Annotated in this window: 13 protein-coding genes, 9 tRNA genes and 2 rRNA genes; all 24 read left to right on the top strand. The window is 49.3% G+C overall.

The genetic code is table 11. The features are described 5' to 3' along the window. Positions 1-2,551, top strand: a 23S ribosomal RNA gene (locus EJE48_RS08685); the annotation flags it as partial. Between the two features lie 104 nt (positions 2,552-2,655). Then, positions 2,656-2,727 (top strand) — tRNA-Asn (locus EJE48_RS08690). A gap of 8 nt (positions 2,728-2,735) precedes the next feature. Continuing rightward, a tRNA-Glu gene (locus EJE48_RS08695) sits at positions 2,736-2,807 on the top strand. 7 nt (positions 2,808-2,814) lie between these two features. After that, positions 2,815-2,932, top strand: a 5S ribosomal RNA gene (gene rrf, locus EJE48_RS08700). 8 nt (positions 2,933-2,940) lie between these two features. Further along, positions 2,941-3,013: transfer RNA gene (locus EJE48_RS08705), tRNA-Thr, on the top strand. Positions 3,014-3,038: 25 nt separating this feature from the next. Further along, positions 3,039-3,112: transfer RNA gene (locus EJE48_RS08710), tRNA-Ile, on the top strand. 19 nt (positions 3,113-3,131) lie between these two features. Further along, a tRNA-Asp gene (locus EJE48_RS08715) sits at positions 3,132-3,205 on the top strand. A 6-nt stretch (positions 3,206-3,211) separates the two neighbouring features. Next, positions 3,212-3,284 (top strand) — tRNA-Val (locus EJE48_RS08720). A 9-nt stretch (positions 3,285-3,293) separates the two neighbouring features. After that, a tRNA-Met gene (locus EJE48_RS08725) sits at positions 3,294-3,367 on the top strand. A gap of 6 nt (positions 3,368-3,373) precedes the next feature. Continuing rightward, positions 3,374-3,445: transfer RNA gene (locus EJE48_RS08730), tRNA-Gln, on the top strand. 188 nt (positions 3,446-3,633) lie between these two features. Further along, positions 3,634-4,107 (top strand): 2-C-methyl-D-erythritol 2,4-cyclodiphosphate synthase, encoded by a 474-nt coding sequence (gene ispF, locus EJE48_RS08735; protein ID WP_124984509.1) that lies wholly within the window; start codon positions 3,634-3,636, stop codon positions 4,105-4,107. 600 nt (positions 4,108-4,707) lie between these two features. Beyond that, positions 4,708-5,286, top strand: coding sequence for a serine O-acetyltransferase EpsC (gene epsC, locus EJE48_RS08740; RefSeq protein ID WP_170158622.1), 579 nt, complete (start codon positions 4,708-4,710; stop codon positions 5,284-5,286). 110 nt (positions 5,287-5,396) lie between these two features. Further along, on the top strand, positions 5,397-6,809 hold the full coding sequence (gene cysS / locus EJE48_RS08745) for a cysteine--tRNA ligase (RefSeq protein ID WP_124984510.1): 1,413 nt from the start codon (positions 5,397-5,399) through the stop codon (positions 6,807-6,809). Positions 6,810-6,812: 3 nt separating this feature from the next. Then, on the top strand, positions 6,813-7,238 hold the full coding sequence (locus EJE48_RS08750) for a Mini-ribonuclease 3 (RefSeq protein WP_016406583.1): 426 nt from the start codon (positions 6,813-6,815) through the stop codon (positions 7,236-7,238). Positions 7,239-7,340: 102 nt separating this feature from the next. Further along, positions 7,341-8,111 (top strand): 23S rRNA (guanosine(2251)-2'-O)-methyltransferase RlmB, encoded by a 771-nt coding sequence (gene rlmB, locus EJE48_RS08755; protein ID WP_243108010.1) that lies wholly within the window; start codon positions 7,341-7,343, stop codon positions 8,109-8,111. Positions 8,112-8,272: 161 nt separating this feature from the next. Continuing rightward, on the top strand, positions 8,273-8,791 hold the full coding sequence (locus EJE48_RS08760) for an NYN domain-containing protein (RefSeq protein ID WP_016406585.1): 519 nt from the start codon (positions 8,273-8,275) through the stop codon (positions 8,789-8,791). Positions 8,792-8,810: 19 nt separating this feature from the next. Beyond that, positions 8,811-9,464, top strand: coding sequence for an RNA polymerase sporulation sigma factor SigH (gene sigH, locus EJE48_RS08765; RefSeq protein ID WP_016406586.1), 654 nt, complete (start codon positions 8,811-8,813; stop codon positions 9,462-9,464). Between the two features lie 35 nt (positions 9,465-9,499). Beyond that, a tRNA-Thr gene (locus tag EJE48_RS08770) sits at positions 9,500-9,572 on the top strand. A gap of 485 nt (positions 9,573-10,057) precedes the next feature. After that, the gene (aroF, locus tag EJE48_RS08775) at positions 10,058-11,074 is read left to right on the top strand and encodes a 3-deoxy-7-phosphoheptulonate synthase (RefSeq protein WP_118582940.1); all 1,017 of its coding nucleotides are present in this window, start codon (positions 10,058-10,060) and stop codon (positions 11,072-11,074) included. A gap of 29 nt (positions 11,075-11,103) precedes the next feature. Further along, positions 11,104-11,952, top strand: a complete 849-nt coding sequence (locus EJE48_RS08780; protein ID WP_016408203.1) for a prephenate dehydrogenase — start codon at positions 11,104-11,106, stop codon at positions 11,950-11,952. 15 nt (positions 11,953-11,967) lie between these two features. Next, positions 11,968-13,023 carry a 3-dehydroquinate synthase gene (gene aroB, locus EJE48_RS08785; protein ID WP_118582892.1) on the top strand — a complete coding sequence of 352 codons (1,056 nt, stop codon included), beginning with the start codon at positions 11,968-11,970 and terminating at the stop codon, positions 13,021-13,023. A gap of 12 nt (positions 13,024-13,035) precedes the next feature. After that, entirely contained in the window at positions 13,036-14,361 is a 1,326-nt protein-coding gene (aroA, locus tag EJE48_RS08790; RefSeq protein ID WP_118582895.1) for a 3-phosphoshikimate 1-carboxyvinyltransferase, read from the top strand. Next, entirely contained in the window at positions 14,351-15,439 is a 1,089-nt protein-coding gene (gene aroC, locus EJE48_RS08795; protein ID WP_118582898.1) for a chorismate synthase, read from the top strand. Before aroA ends, aroC begins: the two co-directional genes overlap by 11 nt. Before the next feature lie 18 nt (positions 15,440-15,457). Further along, the gene (locus EJE48_RS08800) at positions 15,458-16,597 is read left to right on the top strand and encodes a bifunctional chorismate mutase/prephenate dehydratase (RefSeq protein WP_016408199.1); all 1,140 of its coding nucleotides are present in this window, start codon (positions 15,458-15,460) and stop codon (positions 16,595-16,597) included. Positions 16,598-16,601 lie beyond the last annotated feature (4 nt).

Consider the following 16,601-nt stretch of genomic DNA (forward strand, 5'->3'; position numbering starts at 1 on the left):
AAAGCCAGCGTAGACGGTGAAAGCCCGGTAGACGAAATCTTGAAGCAGCGAGCAGGATCCAGAGTACCACGAGACACGAGAAACCTTGTGGGAAGCCGGGGGACCACCCCCCAAGCCTAAATACTCCCTAGTGACCGATAGTGAAGCAGTACTGTGAAGGAAAGGTGAAAAGGACCCCGGGAGGGGAGTGAAAGAGAACCTGAAACCTTGTGCTTACAAACAGTCAAAGGCCTACGGGCTGATGGCGTACTTTTTGTAGAACGGTCCGGCGAGTTACTAATGCCAGCGAGGTTAAGATGTCAGAAGCATCGGAGCCGAAGGGAAACCAAGTCTGAATAGGGCGTAGAGTTGGTATTAGTAGACCCGAAACCGGGTGACCTATCCATGTCCAGGTTGAAGGAACCGTAAAAGGTTTTGGAGGACCGAACACACATGTGTTGAAAAACGTGGTGATGAGGTGTGGATAGCGGAGAAATTCCAATCGAACTCGGAGATAGCTGGTTCTCCTCGAAATAGCTTTAGGGCTAGCCTCGAGCTGGAGTCTAACGGAGGTAAAGCACTGAACTGACGCGGGGCCCAAAAAGGTTACCAACTCATATCAAACTAAGAATGCCGTCAAGATACCCTCGGGAGTCAGTCTGCGTGAGATAAGTCGCGTGGACAAAAGGGAAAGAGCCCAGACCGACAGCTAAGGTCCCAAAGTACGTGTTAAGTGGAAAAGGATGTGGGATTTCATAGACAACTAGGATGTTGGCTTAGAAGCAGCCATACATTTAAAGAGTGCGTAATAGCTCACTAGTCGAGAAAACCTGCGCCGAAAATGTAACGGGGCTAAAACACGACACCGAAGCTACGGATTCCTTACAAAGTAAGGAGTGGTAGAGGAGCATCCTGCAAGGACGAAGCCAAAGTGAGAGCGATGGTGGACGAAACAGGAGAGAGAATGCCGGAATGAGTAGCGAGATACATGTGAGAAACATGTAGGCCGAATATCTAAGGATTCCTGGGTAAAGCTAATCTTCCCAGGGTTAGTCGGGGCCTAAGGCGAGGACGAAAGTCGTAGTCGATGGATAACAGGTTGATATTCCTGTACTACACATAATCAGAACTGTGGGGACGCAGGAGGATAGGGAAACCGGGGAATGGAAAGACCCGGTCAAGCGTAAAGCTGTGGGAGATAGGCAAATCCGTCTCCTGTAAGTGAAACGTGATGAGGACTGAAAAAAAGTAAGGAAGTTTCCGAATCCACACTGCCGAGAAAAGCCGCTATTGCGTTATGTGTACCCGTACCGTAAACCGACACAGGTAGATGAGGAGAAAATCCACAGGCCGACGGGAGAAGTGTTGTTAAGGAACTCGGCAAAATGACCCCGTAACTTCGGGATAAGGGGAGCCTCGCAAGAGGCCGCAGAAAAGAGGCACAAGCAACTGTTTAGCAAAAACATAGGTCTATGCGAAACCGTAAGGTGAAGTATATGGGCTGACGCCTGCCCGGTGCTGGAAGGTTAAAAGGAGAGGTCAGCGCAAGCGAAGCTTTGAATTCAAGCCCCAGTAAACGGCGGCCGTAACTATAACGGTCCTAAGGTAGCGAAATTCCTTGTCAGGTAAGTTCTGACCCGCACGAAAGGCGTAATGATTTGTGCACTGTCTCGACAACACGCCCGGTGAAATTGAAGAACCAGTGAAGATACTGGTTACCCGCAACAGGACGGAAAGACCCCATGGAGCTTTACTGCAGCCTGATACTGGGATTCGATGATATATGTACAGGATAGGTGGGAGGCTAAGAAGCGAGAACGCTAGTTTTCGTGGAGCCGCCGGTGGGATACCACTCTTATGTCATTGAATTTCTAACCTGCATCCGTAATCCGGGTGAGGGACAATGTCAGGCGGGCAGTTTGACTGGGGCGGTCGCCTCCTAAAAGGTAACGGAGGCGCTCGAAGGTCACCTCAGAATGATTGGAAACCATTCAAAGAGTGTAAAGGCAAAAGGTGGCTTGACTGCGAGAGCGACGGCTCGAGCAGGTACGAAAGTAGGACTTAGTGATCCGGTGGTAATAAGTGGGAATGCCATCGCTCAACGGATAAAAGCTACCCTGGGGATAACAGGCTTATCTCCCCCAAGAGTTCACATCGACGGGGAGGTTTGGCACCTCGATGTCGGCTCATCGCATCCTGGGGCTGAAGTAGGTCCCAAGGGTTGGGCTGTTCGCCCATTAAAGCGGTACGCGAGCTGGGTTCAGAACGTCGTGAGACAGTTCGGTCCCTATCCGTTGTGGGCGCAGGAAATTTGAGAGGAGCTGTCCTTAGTACGAGAGGACCGGGATGGACGTACCTCTGGTGTACCGGTTGCAGACCAACTGCACAGCCGGGTAGCTATGTATGGAACGGATAAACGCTGAAGGCATCTAAGCGTGAAGCCGCCCTCAAGATAAGATTTCCCATTCTTCGGAAGTAAGATCCCTTAAAGATAATGAGGTTGATAGGTTGGAGGTGTAAGCATGGTAACATGTTCAGCTGACCAATACTAATAGATCGAGGGCTTGACCAAAAAAAGAAGGTTGACAAAGAAGACGATTGATGATAAACTAAAAAAGCTTTCACTGGTATTCAGTTTTGAAGGTGTAAGAAAGAGAATAAAGGGAAGTATAATAATCCTCGATAGCTCAATGGCAGAGCATCCGGCTGTTAACCGGAGGGTTGCAGGTTCGAGTCCCGCTCGGGGAGTTTTCTATGGTCCGTTGGTCAAGGGGTTAAGACACCGCCCTTTCACGGCGGTAACGCGGGTTCGAATCCCGCACGGATCATGATATTTCCGGTGACGATGCGCCTAGGGGACACACCCGTTCCCATTCCGAACACGACGGTTAAGACCTAGGCGGTCGATGGTACTTGGTGGGCAGCTGCCTGGGAGAGTAGATGGTCGCCGGAATTCAATAAGCCGATGTGGCTCAATTGGCAGAGCAGCTGACTTGTAATCAGCAGGTTATCGGTTCGAGTCCGATCATCGGCTTACTTTTTTTATTAGTGGTTTCTTTGGGTCTTTAGCTCAGTTGGTTAGAGCATCCGGCTCATAACCGGACGGTCCCGGGTTCAAGTCCCTGAAGACCCACTTATTCTTAATTGCATATGGCTCAGTAGCTCAGTTGGTTAGAGCGCCGGCCTGTCACGCCGGAGGTCGAGGGTTCGAGCCCCTTCTGAGTCGTTTTGTGGAAGTTTAGCTCAGCTGGGAGAGCATCTGCCTTACAAGCAGAGGGTCACAGGTTCGAGCCCTGTAACTTCCACTTTCTTATGGCGGAGTAGCTCAGTTGGCTAGAGCATGCGGTTCATACCCGCAGTGTCAGGGGTTCAAATCCCTTCTCCGCTACTATACTGGGGTATCGCCAAGTGGTAAGGCAACGGATTCTGATTCCGTCATTCGCAGGTTCGAATCCTGCTACCCTAGCTTCGAGAGTCTGAAAAGGCTCTCTTTTTTTATGCGCTTGAGTCAGTGTGAAAAATTCAAAGCAATAGGTGGTTGACAGAAGGAAAAAATCGGGCTATATTGGAAAAACAAAGATAAAAACACGGTTCGGTTGGTAGTCCGAATGGGGAATTTATTCTCCCTCCGGCATATATTGAAAGGAGAAAAGCATGAGAATCGGCTCCGGTTATGATGTGCATAAATTAGCAGAAGGCAGAGATTGTATCATTGGCGGCGTGAAAATCCCCTATGAAAAGGGACTCTTGGGACATTCCGATGCGGATGTACTGCTGCATGCCATTGCAGATGCGCTTCTGGGGGCGGCTGCTCTGGGCGATATCGGCAGGCATTTTCCTGATAACGACCCACAGTATAAAGGCGCAGACAGCAGAAAATTATTATCCCACGTTTTGGGGTTGATTTTGGCAGAAGGATATTGTATAATAAATATCGATGCGACAATTATTGCACAAAGGCCCAAAATGGCATCGCATATCGAACAAATGCGGAAAAATATTGCAGAAACCCTTCGGATTGATTTGAAGCAGATTAACGTCAAAGCAACAACAGAGGAGGGGCTTGGGTTTACCGGTACAGGCTTGGGCATCGCAGCTTCGGCAGTTTGTCTGCTGGAGGAAAAATAAGAATATCAAAACAAGAAAAAGTGATGATGGAAAAGAGTAATCCTCTTGGGAAATGGTGATTTTCCAATCCACCTGACAGAGAATAACGGCCTTGGTGAAAGGCGGTGAGATTTGAGTTTATGCTTTGGCATAAATTTGATTGTCACTACCTTAAAATACATTGGGTGTAAGCCGTTTACAGACTGGGGGAGGATGAAGTGCGTTCCTGAACTGAACGGGCGAACCGAGAGTAGCCTGTATCCGTTGACACCGTTACAGTCATTGAGGTGAGATGGTATTTTTAGATGCCGTCTAAGTAAAGTGGAACCGCGATATTTTTCGTCTTTGCATATTTTTGCAAGGGCGTTTTTTATTACAAAAAAACGGTTATTAAAAAAACGACAGAAGGTCGACACAGACCATTCCAAAGGGAGGTGAGCCAGATGGCTTCTTGGAAGAATCAGAAGGGAAAAAATAAAAATCGGGGGTCGATTGGCTGCCTGTGCATGCAATTTATCGAAAGACTGAGACGGACGGAAGTGTGTAGCAAGCCCTCTGTGTAAGCAGCAGGGCGTTCTGATAAAAGCACACTATTGATATCGTTTTAGGAGGAATTTTGATATGTTGAAGAAATTTTGGAAAGAATCTGTTGCAGTGATAAAAGAAAAAGACCCTGCGTTTAAAAGTGCGATTGAGGTATTGCTTTACCCCAGCTTCTGGGCAGTGGTAAACCATCGCATTGCGCACAGCCTGTATAAAAAGGGTCTGCTGGTGCCTGCACGCTTTGTGTCACAGCTGTCCCGTTTTCTGACAGGGATTGAGATTCACCCCGGCGCAACCATCGGCAAGCGCTTCTTTATTGACCACGGCGCAGGCATTGTTATCGGGGAAACCGCAGAAATCGGGGATAATGTTATGCTGTACCACGGGGTAACGCTGGGCGGCACCGGTAAGCAGAAAAACAAACGCCACCCGACCGTTGAGGATAATGTTATGATTGGCGCAGGTACGATTGTGCTTGGCCCCGTTACCATCGGCGCGAATACAAAGATTGGTGCAGGCTCTGTGGTAACACAGGATTTGCCTCCCAATGTAACTGCTGTCGGCTCTCCTGTTATGATTGTGCGCAAGGACGGCGTGCGGATTCCGCCGGTTGCCCCCGAACAGCTGACAGGCCATATAAAGAGAAGAGCAATCTGATTCGCAGAAAAGGCATGTTTTTCCGGAAAAAGGAAAGAAAAATACAGCAAAAATCGGATTTTTGTGTTATACTATTTTGATAGATTAGGAAGAAGGAAAGGTGAATTCCCATGAAATTATATAATACCATGACAAGACAGAAGGAAGAATTCGTACCAATGGAGGAAGGCAAGGTAAAAATGTACGTTTGCGGCCCCACCGTGTACGATTATATCCATATCGGCAACGCAAGACCCTACGTTGTTTTTGATACGGTAAGACGCTATCTGGAATATAAGGGCTACGAAGTGACCTATGTGCAGAACTTCACGGACGTTGATGACAAAATCATCAACAGAGCCAATAAGGAAGGCAAAACCATGGCGGAAATCTCTAATAAATACATTGAAGAAGCATTCCGCGATGCAGATGGTTTGAATGTAAAAAGAGCAACCGTACACCCTCGCGTAACAGAGGAAATGGACGGCATTATCGCAATGGTGCAGACCCTGATTGATAAGGGCTTTGCGTATGAGGACCATGGCACAGTATATTATGATACAAAGAAATTCCCGGAATATGGCAAGCTTTCCAGAAAAAATCTGGATGAGCTGATTGCGGGCGCATCTGAGCGTGTTGCGATTGATGATGCAAAGAAAAATCCGACAGACTTCGTTCTGTGGAAGCCCAAAAAGGAGGGCGAACCCAGCTGGACATCCCCTTGGGGCGAAGGCAGACCCGGTTGGCACATTGAATGCTCCGTTATGTCCAAGCATTATTTGGGGGATACCTTTGATATCCATGCAGGCGGCGAGGATTTGATTTTCCCTCACCATGAAAACGAAATCGCACAGTCCGAAGCAGCAAACGGCTGCACCTTCGCAAGATATTGGCTGCATAACGGCTTTATCACTGTTGATAATGAAAAAATGTCCAAATCTCTGGGCAACTTCTTCACCGTAAGAGATATTGCAAAGCACTTCCCTTATGAGGTTATCCGTTTCTTCATTCTGAACGGTCACTACAGAAGCCCCATCAACTTCAGTGATGAACTGATGAAGGCTTGCCAGAACGGTCTGGAAAGAATCAAAAATGCAAGAAAAGAACTGAATTTCTATATCAAGAATGTAGCAGATACCAAAATGACAGCGGAGGAAGCTGCAAAGGAAGCAGAACTGAACGGCTATAAGGAGCAGTTTGAAGCAGCGATGGATGATGACTTCAATACAGCAGATGCCGTTTCCGCAATCTATGAGCTGGTGCGTTTCTCCAATACAGAAATCAAGGCAGGCGCATCCAAGGAATTTGCAGAAAAAATTCAGGATATGCTGGATCACCTGTGCGGTGTTCTGGGCGTTGCCGAAGTGGCAGAGGAAGAAGTATCCGATGAGGATGTTGCAAAGATTGAAGCACTGATTGCCGAAAGAACCGAAGCAAAGAAGGCGAAGGATTTCGCAAAGGCGGATGCCATCAGAGATGAGCTGGCAGCGATGGGCATTACCATTAAGGATACCCGTCAGGGCGTACAGTGGTTCAGAGGCTAAGCTATGAATTTAGAAGAACTGGATGTGGTTTTAGGCGGACGGAGCATACTGAACCCAAGAGAATATAATTCCCTTGCACTTGCACATATCGGGGATGCGGTATTTGAGGTTTTGGTGCGGCTGACTGTTTTGACGGACGGCAATGCCCCTGTGAATAAGCTGCATAAAAAAGCAAGAGCCATTGTCAATGCAAAGGCGCAGGCAGAAATGTATTATCGGATTCAGGATATCCTGACAGAGGAGGAGGCGGATGTGTTCCGCAGGGGGCGCAATGCAAAATCCTTCACTGTGCCGAAAAATGCCGATTTGATGGATTATCGCCATGCGACAGGCTTGGAAGCGCTGTTCGGCTACCTTTATCTCAAGGGAGAAAAAGAGAGAGTTGTAGAGCTGTTTAAGCTGGGAATGGCAGAAAAATTGGAAAAGTAACTGAAAAACAAAGCCGAAGGGAGGGGCGGAATGCCTCTGAAAGTCCCCTCGGCTTTATGCTGTATGGATGAAACCGTAAAATATAGGCGAGGAGGGGCGTTTTTGGAACGAGAAAAAAGACGGGAAAGAGAATTGAACGAAAATCAGCTGGAGGGTAGAAATGCCGTGCTGGAGGTGCTGCGCAGCGGCAGAGATATCGAAAAGATTATGGTGCAGAAGGGCAACGTGGAGGGCACGATTAAGCGGATTGTTGCACAGGCGGCAGAAAAAGGCGTTGTCATTCAGGAGGTAAGCCGCCAGAAGCTGGACGAGCTTTCCCAGACAAAGAACCATCAGGGCGTGATTGCGCTGGTTTCCGCGCATGATTATGTAGAGGTGGAGGATATTCTTGCGGCGGCAAGAGCAAAGGGAGAAGACCCCTTTATCATCCTTCTGGATGGCATCACAGATCCGCATAATCTGGGCGCGATTCTCAGAACGGCAGAATGTGCCGGCGCGCATGGTGTGATTATCCCGAAGCGTCGCTCCGTCGGGCTGAATGCAACAGTCGGAAAAACCTCCGCAGGCGCGATAGAATATATGCCTGTGGCAAAGGTGACGAATCTCGTGAAAACCATGGAGCAGCTCAAGAAGGAGGGTCTTTGGTTTGCCTGCGCGGATATGGGCGAAAATGACCATTTCGATACCAATCTGAAAGGCCCTATCGGTTTGGTGATTGGCAGTGAGGGTGAGGGTGTCAGCAGATTGGTGAAGGAAAACTGCGATTTCACCGCATCTATCCCGATGTATGGAAAAATTTCTTCTTTAAATGCCTCTGTTGCGGCAGCACTGCTGATGTATGAGGTTGTGCGTCAGAGAAATTACAGCAAATAATGATTTAATGACGTTGTTCCATATCCCTTGTGAGGATTGTATGCTTGCCTTGATTTTGCAGCACCAAGTATTGGTGCTGCGGTATCGGGTTCCAAGGGAGTGACTCCCTTGGCTGGGGGTTCGGGGGACAGCGTCCCCCGGAGAGAAAGGAGGGGAATCTGTTGGCAAAGGAATTTTTGCTTGTGGATGGCTATAATATTATCCACGCCTGGAGCGAATTGAGAGAGCTGGTGGAGGATGTCAGTCTGGAAAGCGCCCGCCAGCGGCTGATGGATATCCTCTCGAATTATAAAGGCACCAAGCAGGCAACGGTCATTCTGGTGTTCGATGGCTATCTGGTCAAGGGGAATATCGGTACCGTCTATGAATATAACAATATTTTCGTAGTCTATACCAAGGAAGCGGAAACCGCCGACCATTATATCGAGCGTGTCGTAACCTCCATGCCGAAGCATTATAAGGTGCGCGTGGCAACGGGGGACGGTCTGGAGCAGCTGATTATTTATGGGCAGGGGGCGATTCGTATGACGGCGAGAGAGCTATGGAACGAGGTTACTGCCGCCGAAACGGAGCTGCGTGAACGCTTTATCCGGAACAGACCGCCGAAAAATAATATTCTGGCGGACCATCTGGATGAGGAAGCCTTGGCATGGTTTGAGGAATTGCGTCGAAAAAAATAAACAACAACGGAGAATTTTTATGGCAGAAATGACAAGAGAACAGAAATATGCGACAACAAGGGATGAGGAGCTGGTACTGCTGGCGCAGAGCGGCGATGAGGAGGCACAGGAATTTTTGTTGGATAAATATAAATTTTTGGTGCGCGCAAAGTCGAGAGCCTATTTCCTGATTGGTGCGGATAACGAGGATATCATTCAGGAGGGCATGATTGGGCTGTATAAGGCAGTGCGTGATTATAATGAGGAAAAGAATGCATCCTTCCACAGCTTTGCGGAGCTTTGCGTGAATCGCCAGATGATTACCGCGATTAAGGCAGCGACCAGACAGAAGCATCAGCCGCTCAATTCCTATGTTTCTCTGAATAAGCCCGTTTATGAGGAGGAATCCGAGCAGACCTATATGGATCTTTTGCAGAGTGGTGCCTTGCTCAATCCGGAGGTTCTCCTGATTGGGCAGGAAAATAAAAGCTTTCTTGAGCACCAGATGATGAAAAAGCTCAGCAGCTTTGAAACCAGAGTGCTTGTGCTTTATCTGCAGGGCAGAAGCTATTTTGAAATTGCCCGCGTTCTGGATAAGCCCGAAAAATCCATTGATAACGCCCTTCAGCGCGTCAAGAAAAAATTAGAGCATTTTTTGGAAGAAAAAAATCTTGACGAGGCGGAGGGAATATGATACTATAGACAGGCTGATAGTTTTTATCAACCTTTGCTGCTATGGCTCAGTAGGTAGAGCGTCGCCTTGGTAAGGCGGAGGTCACGGGTTCGAATCCCGTTAGCAGCTTGTAAGACCCTTGAGGAATCAAGGGTCTTTTTTCATATTATCTGTTTCCCATGTACTACAACCCACTATTGTATTGAAAGAAATACACGAAAATTTCCGCATTTTCCAAAAACCTTTCGCCTTTTTTCACAGAATTGATTTTTTTGCCGAAATGGGTTTACTTTCGTTAACCGATGTGCTAGTATGATTAAAACTAAATCACCAAGCAAAAAAAGAAAGAGGATGCAAATCATGAAACAGAATCAGATTTTCGCAACTGCATACTTTTACTTTTACCGTGTTTTCAGAGATTCAAAGTGAATTTTACTGTTAAGGAAAGACGGTTTGTTTTGATGGTTTTTTCTTATTGAAAGCATAGGAGCTTCGCAGTGAAATTCGCTGCGAAGCTTTTTCTTTTATATGAGAAAAGCGTGCAGCACAAAAAAGCTTGTGAAGCAGGAACAAAAGAAAACAAGACAAAAGGATTTTTTAAGGAGGAGAAAATTATGGTAGTAGTATTGAAACCCGACACAAAGGAAGAACAGATTGAAAACCTGAAGGTATGGCTTAGCAGCATGGGCATCAGCACCCATATTTCCCGTGGTGTGAATCATACCATCGTTGGTCTGGTTGGCGATACCTCTGTGGTAGATATGGATCTGGTCAGAGCGTTGGATATCGTTGAAAATGTGCAGCGTATTCAGGAGCCCTTCAAAAATGCAAACCGTAAATTCCATAATGCAGATCAGGTAGTTGATATTGCAGGCGTAAAAATCGGTGGCGGCAATTTCCAGATTATCGCAGGCCCTTGCTCCGTTGAAAGCGAAGCACAGGTTTGTGAAATCGCAGAAAGAGTCAAAGCGGCAGGTGCAGGTCTGCTGCGTGGCGGCGCATTCAAGCCCAGAACCTCCCCTTACGCATTCCAGGGTCTGAAGGGCGATGGTCTGAAGCTGCTGGTAGAAGCAAAGCAGCTGACAGGTCTGCCTATCGTTTCTGAAATCATGAATGCGGTACATATCCCCATGTTTGAAGAATCCGTTGACCTTGTGCAGGTTGGCGCAAGAAATATGCAGAACTTCGAGCTGCTGAAGGAGGTCGGCAAGATGTCCAAGCCTATCCTGCTGAAAAGAGGTCTTGCAAATACGATTGATGAGCTTCTGATGAGCGCAGAATACATCATGGCAAGCGGCAACGAAAACGTAATCCTTTGCGAAAGAGGGATTCGTACCTTTGAAACCAGAACAAGAAATACACTGGACCTGAGTGCCGTTCCTGTTTTGAAAAAGCTGACCCATTTGCCTATCGTGGTTGACCCCAGCCATGCAATGGGCTATGCACATCTTGTAAAGCCCATGGCAATGGCAGCAACCGTAGCGGGCGCAGACGGCTTGATGATTGAGGTACACAATAACCCTGCAAAGGCACTGTGCGACGGCCCGCAGTCCCTGACACCCGATCAGTTCGATGATGTTGCAAAGCAGGTATTCCAGCTGAGACCCTTCGCCTGCAAATACGATTACTAATCAAGCGGTAGGAAAAGAGGGTGAATGATATGAAGGTTGGCGTAGTTGGTCTTGGGCTGATTGGCGGCTCTATGGCAAAGGCAGTAAAGAAAAAAACAGAGCATACGGTGCTTGGATGGGATGTCTCCGAAACCATTCGCTACAGTGCATTGCTGATGGAGGCGGTGCATGGCTTTATGGAGGACGGCAACCCCAAGGATTGCGATTTGATTCTGCTGGGGCTGTATCCTCAGCTGACGATAGAGTATATTAAGGCACACGCAAAGGATTTCAAGAAGGGCGCGGTTGTGGTCGATTGCGCCGGTGTAAAAAGAGTGGTCTGCGAGCAGGTGCAGGCGGTAGCGGAAGAAAACGGCTTTACCTTCGTGGGGGCGCACCCTATGGCAGGCGTGGAACGCTCCGGCTTTACCTATTCCACAGCAGATATGTTCAACGGCGCAACTTTGGTTGTAACGCCGTATAAGGGAACAGACCTCGGTTTGATGAATGCACTGAGCATGTTTTTCAAAAAGCTGGGCTTCGCAAGATTGAAATTTACCACGACAGAGGAGCATGATGCAATGATTGCATATACCTCTCAGCTGGCACATGTGGTTTCCAGTGCGTATGTCAAGGGTGCATTGTCCGATAATTTCAAGGACTTTTCCGGCGGCAGCTTTCAGGACATGACCCGTGTGGCGCGCTTGAATGAAAATATGTGGACGGAGCTGTTTCTGGATAACGGCGATAACCTTGCCAATGAGATTGACAGCCTGATAGCACGCATGCAGGCATACAGCACCGCGATTAAGGCGAAGGATGCGGATACCCTGTGTGAGCTGCTCAGAGAGGGCAGAGAAAAATGTATCGCCATTGATGAAATCAAGGACTTTGATTAAGGTTGTGAAAATAGTATGAGAAAAGTGATTGTCAGTGCGTCTACGGAATATGCGGTTCTGATTGGACGGGGACTGCTTGCACAGCTTGGGACGGAGGTTGCCAAACGCATCCGCCCCTGCAAGGCGGCAGTTATCACAGATACAACAGTAGAAAAGCTTTATGCGGAGCAGGCGGAGCAATCCTTAGCGGCGGCAGGGTTCACCACCTGCCGCTTTTCCTACCCTGCCGGGGAGGGCTCCAAGCATATCGGCACATTGAGCGATATGCTGGAATTTCTGGCAGAGCAGGAAATCACCCGACAGGATATCATTATTGCGCTGGGCGGCGGTGTTGCAGGTGATATGGCAGGCTTCGCGGCGGCGGTTTATCAGAGAGGAATTCGCTTTGTGCAGGTGCCGACCACATTTCTGGCGGCGGTGGATTCCTCTGTCGGCGGCAAAACAGCCATTGACCTTAGGGCAGGCAAAAATATGGCAGGCGCGTTTTATCAGCCGCAGCTGGTGCTCTGCGATGTGGATACCTTAGATACCCTGCCTGAAGAAATTTTCGCGGACGGCATTGCCGAAACGCTGAAATACGGCGTAATCGGGGATGCGAAGCTGTTTGCGGAAACGGCATCGGGTGATTTTAGGGAAAAGCTGGAGGAAATCATTGAAACCTGCGTAAAAATGAAACGGGATATCGTCAATGAGGATGAATTCGATACAGGTCTGCGGCAGCTGCTGAATCTGGGGCATACCTTGGGACATTCCATTGAAAAGAACAGCAATTTCACCCTTTCGCATGGGCATGCTGTAGCCATCGGGATGCATCTGATTGCGAAGGTAGCGGAGCGGCGCGGTCTTGCGGAAAAAGGGCTTGCGGAAACCATCCGACAGGCACTTCTGCACAACAACCTGCCTACTTCCACTTCCTATACGGCGGAGGAAATTGCGGCAGGTGTATTAAAGGATAAAAAACGCAGAGGCGGCGAAATCAGCTTTGTCCTCCCGACGAAAATCGGGCATTGCGAAATCGTGAAAATCCCGACGGAGGAAGTGTTGGATTTAGTCAGAACGGCATTGGCGTAAAGGCGGTATGATATGAATATAAAAATTGAGAAAACTCCATTAAAACAGGGGCAGGTGCGTATCATTTCCTCGAAATCCGATGGGCACCGCTCGCTGATTGCGGCGGCATTGGCAGAGGAGGAAAGCGTGCTGTTCGTGGATGGCTGGTCTGAGGATATGGAAGCGACGGCGCGCTGTCTGCAAAGCCTTGGTGCGGAAATTGAGCGCGAACCCTCGGGCATTTATGTGATGCCGATTGGGTGTCCACTCCCCTGTCCAGTGGACAGGATTGGACAGGCAAATGGACAGGGCATTGGACAGGCAGATGGACAGCTTTGTACCCTCGACTGCGGCGAAAGCGGTTCCACCCTCCGTTTTCTGCTCCCGATTGCGGGCGCATTGGGAAAGCATTGCCGCTTCGAAGGCAAGGGGAGACTCCCCGAACGCCCGATTGGCGTTTTGCTGGATGAGATGGCAAGGCATGGCTGCAAGGCAGACGGCGACCACCTTCCTGTTACATTGGAAGGCAAGCTAACCGCCGGCGTATATACCCTGCCGGGGAATGTCAGCTCCCAGTTTATCACAGGGCTGCTGTTTGCGCTGCCGTTATTGGAGGGCGAAAGCGAAATTCGCCTGACAACAAAAATCGAATCTAAGGGCTATATTGATATGACGCTGAAAACGCTGAAGACCTTCGGGATTACGGTAACGGAAGCCGAAAGCGGCTGGAGCATCCCCGGCGGGCAGAAATACCATGGCCCGCGGATGCGCTATGCAGAGGGGGATTGGAGCAATGCGGCGTTCTGGCTCGTTGCAGGCGCGATTGGCGGCAGCATCGGTTGTCAGGGGCTGGATATGGAATCTCCCCAAGGGGATCGGGCGATTGCCGCTCTTTTGGAGGAATTTGGCGCGGAAACGAAGGTTGCGCTGAACCAGATTACGGCAACCCATAAGGAAATGAAGGGCATCCGTATTGATGCGTCCCAAATTCCCGATTTGGTGCCGATTCTTTGTGTAGCGGCGGCTGCGGCAGAGGGCAAAACCGAAATTTACAACGCAGGTAGACTGCGGATGAAGGAAAGCGACCGATTGGCTGTGATGGCGGAATGTATGCAGAAAATCGGCGTGGAGGTGGAGGAAAGACCTGACAGCATCATCATTACAGGCGGCTGTAATCCACCTGAGGGGGAAATCGTGATAGATTCCCATAATGATCACCGTATCGTGATGGCAATGGCGATTGCGGCGGTGAGCCTTGGCGTAGAGCTGACGATTCTGGGTGCAGAGGCGGTCAATAAATCTTATCCGTCCTTCTTTATAGAGCTGGCGAAGCTGGGAGGTGTGACAAATGTCCTCTAGTTTTGGAGAAAAAGTAAAAATTATGATTTTCGGGCAGTCTCATTCCGAGGCAATCGGCGTGGTGATTGACGGCTTGCCTGTGGGGGAGGAAATTGATTTAGAGGCGGTGCGGAAATTCATGGAGCGCCGCGCTCCCGGCAGAAATGCCTATTCTACACCCCGTAAGGAGGCAGACCTGCCCCGTGTGGTATCGGGCTTATTTGAAGGGAAAACCTGCGGCGCACCGATTTGTGCCGTGATTGAAAACACAAATACACGCTCGAAGGATTATGATAAATTGAAGGATTTGCCCAGACCGGGGCATGCGGATTTTACGGCGTGGGTGAAATATAAGGGAGCGAATGACCATCGCGGCGGCGGTCATTTCTCCGGCAGGCTGACCGCACCGCTTTGCTTTGCGGGCGCAGTCTGCATGCAGATTTTGGAAAGAAGGGGCATCCATATCGGTGCGCATATTCTTTCTATCAAGGGCGTGCAGGATACCCCCTTTGATGCGGTGGCTGTGGATGCAGATACCTTGAAGGCTGTCACGGAAAAGGTCTTCCCTGTGCAGAATGACGCGGCAGGGGAGGAAATGCAGGCGACGATTGCGGCGGCAAAGGAAAACGCCGATTCTGTCGGCGGTGTGATTGAATGTGCGGTGGTAGGTCTGCCTGTCGGCGTGGGCGAGCCTATGTTTGACGGACTGGAAAGCAGACTGGCGGCGGCGATTTATGCCATTCCTGCCGTAAAGGGCGTGGAATTTGGCGAGGGCTTTGGTGTAGCGGCGCTGTTTGGTTCGGAAAATAATGACAATTTCACATATCAGGCGGATGGTACGGTTCGGACAACAACGAACCATCACGGCGGCTCTCTGGGTGGCATTTCAAGCGGCATGCCCCTTGTGCTGCGTGCGGCATTTAAGCCGACCCCCTCGATTGGGCAGACGCAGGATACCATCAGCATCAGCAAAGGAGAAAACGACACACTTGCCATTGTAGGCAGACATGATCCCTGTATTGTGCCGCGTGCGGTGCCTTGCGTGGAGGCGGCAGCGGCGGTTGCGCTTCTGGATCTGATTTGCAGGATGGAGCAGTGAGAAAGGTGGGAAAATACAATGGATTTGAATGCAGTGAGAGAACGCATCAATGCGATTGATGACCAGATTGTAGATTTATTCGTGGAGCGCATGAAGGCTTCTGCGGATGTTGCCAGCGCAAAGGCGGAAAAGAATCTGCCCGTTCTGGATTTACGCAGAGAGCAGGCAGTTCTGGAAAAGGTAATGGAGCGTGGCGGCGAGGAATTTGAAATTTATATCAATAAGCTGTATCAGACAATTTTCGATATCAGCAAGAGCTATCAGGCAGGGCTTCTGACAAAGGAAACAGCGCTTTCCGAAGAAATTCTGAAAAACATTGCAGACCCTCACATGGAATTTCCCAGAAAGGCTGTTGTTGCCTGTCAGGGCGTGGAGGGCTCCTATGCGGCAAGAGCATGCGACAGATTGTTTGCATTGCCCAGCAAGATGTATTTCAGCAACTTCGAGAGTGTATTCAATGCGGTGGAATCCGGTCTATGCAGATATGGCGTGCTGCCCATCGAAAACAGCTCCGCAGGCTCTGTAACAGAGGTTTATGATTTGATGGTGCGCCATAAATTCTATATCGTAAAGAGCATTAAGCTGCACATCAGCCATGCGCTTCTGGCAAAGCCCGGTGTGAAGCTGGAGGATGTGAAGGAGGTTGTTTCTCATACACAGGCATTGCAGCAGTGCAGCAATTTTCTGAAGGCGAACCCCAACATCAAGGTAACGATTTTTGAAAATACGGCAACCGCAGCGAAATATGTTGCGGAAAGCGGCAGAACAGACCTTGCGGCGCTTTCCTCCACGGACTGCGCGAAGCTGTATGGACTGCATGTTTTGCAGGATGGCGTGCAGAATAACGAAAACAACTATACCAGATTTATCTGCATTGCAAAGAACATGGAAATTTATGCAGGCTCCAACCGTATCAGTCTGATGCTTTCTCTGGACCACAGACCCGGTTCTCTGCATGAAATGATTGGGAAATTTGCCTGCCGCGGCATCAACCTGTGCAAGCTGGAAAGCCGCCCGATTCCGGGGAAGGATTTCGAATTCCGTTTCTATTTCGATTTGGACGGCTCTGTTTTCTCTCCCGAAACCATGACGGTGCTGAAGGATATTGAGCAGGCGGCAGAAAGCCTGTCCTTCTTAGGCTGCTACTCCGAGGTGTAAGCGT

It is taken from the genome of Anaerotignum faecicola (genome assembly GCF_003865035.1).
Classification (GTDB): domain Bacteria; phylum Bacillota; class Clostridia; order Lachnospirales; family Anaerotignaceae; genus Anaerotignum_A; species Anaerotignum_A faecicola.